The organism is Candidatus Aegiribacteria sp. (genome assembly GCA_021108435.1).
Lineage (GTDB): Bacteria > Fermentibacterota > Fermentibacteria > Fermentibacterales > JCC-6 > Aegiribacteria.
In genome coordinates this window covers 1-2,102 of the sequence record JAIOQY010000001.1, presented here as the reverse complement: position 1 = coordinate 2,102, position 2,102 = coordinate 1, and the positions used below count along the sequence as shown (strand labels likewise).

Below are 2,102 nucleotides of genomic sequence, written 5' to 3'. Positions count from 1 at the left end.
AAAGATCTATTCCGTTTGATATCACTTCAAGACGATCGGATACGTCCGGAATCCAGCTCTTAAGCTCCGCTGCTGCCCCATCGCTGACGCAAATAACGATATCGTACAATGGATAGAACAACCTGTCAGTAAGTCGTCCGGCAATTGTTCCGCGTCTTCGGTTTGAAGTACTGTGCTCAGTTGTAATCAATCGTCCATTCAGAGGTATTCCATCCCGTACAAGACTGGCAATCATCTGCGATGGAAACAGGTGTGAATGAATTATGTCAGCATGCTCAAAATAAGTTTCCTGCGGCATTCCAGCGAGTCGTAACAGTGCCCTTGGATCGTAAGGAGAAGAAAGTCCGAGAGAAAAAATACCTGTCCCTGTCCACCCGTGTTCACTTCCGGCCAGGGAAATAAGAACACTTCTCTCTCCGCGAGTAAGGTATCCTCGATGCAGACTCAGAGCGAGCCTTTCAGCTCCCCCTGTTTCAAGGCTGTTGATAACCTGAACAATTATCATTGTATTATTTCTTTGTTGGAACCATATTGACTACAGATAATTCTGACGTAAATCTAAGTGCAGTCGCACAGAAAGAGAAGTTAACCGTCGAATGGGGTTCAAATTGTCAAGAGAAGATCTGCTGAACGAAGAACTCGAGCTCTTCAGAAAAGAGAAGGAAAACGTCAAAGAATTCGTAAGATCGTCGCTCTCCTGTTTCTTTTTGATCTTGCAAGGCATATTTTTCATTTCGATCTGTTTGGCTTTCCAGCTCTGTTATCCATAGAGATAGCGATTCTCCTGGTTTCACTGAAAGTGATATGGATGGTTCATACACAGACCAAAGTGGAACATTTTCAGTTCTGGATACTAAGCTCAATCGAATTTCAGATGAACAATATGGCACATCGTGTAAGAAAGATTGAAAAAATGCTGGAGAAGGAAACAGTATCTCCGACTGAATAAAGAACCGAATATCCCGGTTCCCATGTCGTTTTTAACAGTGGGTGGCACTGAAATGGTGCCGGGGGACAGAATTGAACTGTCGACACACGGATTTTCAGTCCGTTGCTCTACCAACTGAGCTACCCCGGCACCGGAAGAGCCAATTTACGAAAACGGATTCAAAAGGTCAAGCTTTCAAACTCCGGAAAAACCTCAGAATTCCAGTCCTTTCAAAAGACCATTCATATCAAGGTCATCCCTTATCCCGAAACGTGTCAGGGAAAAATCATATTTCACGGGATCATCAGGGCACAGGGTTCTGAAACCTTCCGTAGCTTCCTCCACCGCCCTCCAGTCAGCCGCCCGTCTTGAAGTGAATCCAAGGAGTTTTGCTACTCTGAACATATGCGTGTCAAGCGGAACGTACAGCATGGATGATTCAATACCTTCCCATCCTCCGGGATCTACATCATCGCTGCGCACCATCCACCGCATCCAGAGATTCAGTCTTTTACAGGCGCTTCCCTTCGAAGGCATGGACAACATGCTCGAAGTACTCAAACCGGCCTTTCTCATAATCGCTACAATCATCAATTCCAGAGCTTCGATGTATCCCTTTGATGAAACGGCATGAGTCAGCAGATTACCCAGACTTCTATATTCGATCTGCAGATCTGAAGCTGCCTTCAGGATACATGCAACTTCCAACCCCTGCGTAAAGCGGTATCTGAAATCACAGAAAAGACTCTGAAGCGTTTCGAGAGATGTCTCACCAAGAAACCGGGATGGTGAATCTCCAAGTTCATCAAGTACGGAACCGGCAGCGTTCAGTATCTGCGAAACTCTTCCGTATGCCAGTCCCGATGCTACAAGACCCGCTATTTCTCTGTCATAAAGATCTTCATAGCGATAGAGATATTCAAGAGGATCTGGGTGTACAAATTCTCTTCTGTTAAGGCGGAGGTAGAGGCGGTCGAGAGTATCTTTCAGAGTCTTAATTGATTCCTTAAGCGGGGACACGCATAGAGTTGCGTGTCCCCATTATGCTGTTATTCAATGATATGCAGCCAGTCTCCAAGCAGGTACTGAATTCTGCCGATCAGAAGGCTGATACGACCCATGACGGTGAAACCGAAAGTGGCTCCGAAACCGAGCATGATAACCCAGATACCGA

At 45.9% G+C, this 2,102-nt stretch carries 2 protein-coding genes and 1 tRNA gene; all 3 read right to left on the bottom strand.

Features of this window, described 5'->3' with window-relative positions; genetic code table 11:
* The coding region (locus K8R76_00015; GenBank protein ID MCD4846555.1) for a glycosyltransferase at positions 1-505 on the bottom strand (505 nt) is incomplete at its 3' end.
* Between the two features lie 497 nt (positions 506-1,002).
* Positions 1,003-1,078 (bottom strand) — tRNA-Phe (locus K8R76_00010).
* A gap of 63 nt (positions 1,079-1,141) precedes the next feature.
* The gene (locus K8R76_00005; protein ID MCD4846554.1) at positions 1,142-1,948 is read right to left on the bottom strand and encodes a TIGR02757 family protein; all 807 of its coding nucleotides are present in this window, start codon (positions 1,946-1,948) and stop codon (positions 1,142-1,144) included.
* Positions 1,949-2,102 lie beyond the last annotated feature (154 nt).